The sequence below is a fragment of the Halomonas sp. SIMBA_159 genome, assembly GCF_046536035.1.
In the GTDB taxonomy this organism is placed as follows: domain Bacteria; phylum Pseudomonadota; class Gammaproteobacteria; order Pseudomonadales; family Halomonadaceae; genus Vreelandella; species Vreelandella venusta_A.
In genome coordinates this window covers 1-277 of record NZ_JAWJBT010000431.1, presented here as the reverse complement: position 1 = coordinate 277, position 277 = coordinate 1, and the positions used below count along the sequence as shown (strand labels likewise).

The 277-nt window shown below is 49.5% G+C and carries 1 pseudogene; it reads left to right on the top strand.

From position 1 onward, the window contains the following. Positions 1-113 precede the first annotated feature (113 nt). Positions 114-277: pseudogene (gene purH / locus R0J87_RS19915) on the top strand (bifunctional phosphoribosylaminoimidazolecarboxamide formyltransferase/IMP cyclohydrolase); the annotation flags it as partial.

The window sequence follows — 277 nt, the reverse complement described above, 5'->3', positions numbered from 1 at the left end:
AAATACGCGCCATTACGCAAATCCCATCCCGCCTGACGGATGAGGCTATTTGCCAAAGGCAACCTCAGTATAACAGGTCAGCTTTTGGCAAATAATTCACCGCAATCAAAGAGATGGTAGCAATGGAAAACGCTCGTCCTATTCGCCGTGCTCTGATCAGCGTATCAGACAAAACGGGAATTGTTGAATTCGCACAAGCTCTTGCCAACCGTGGCGTCGATATCCTGTCCACTGGCGGTACTGCCCGTCTGCTGGCTGATAAAGGTATTCAGGTAAC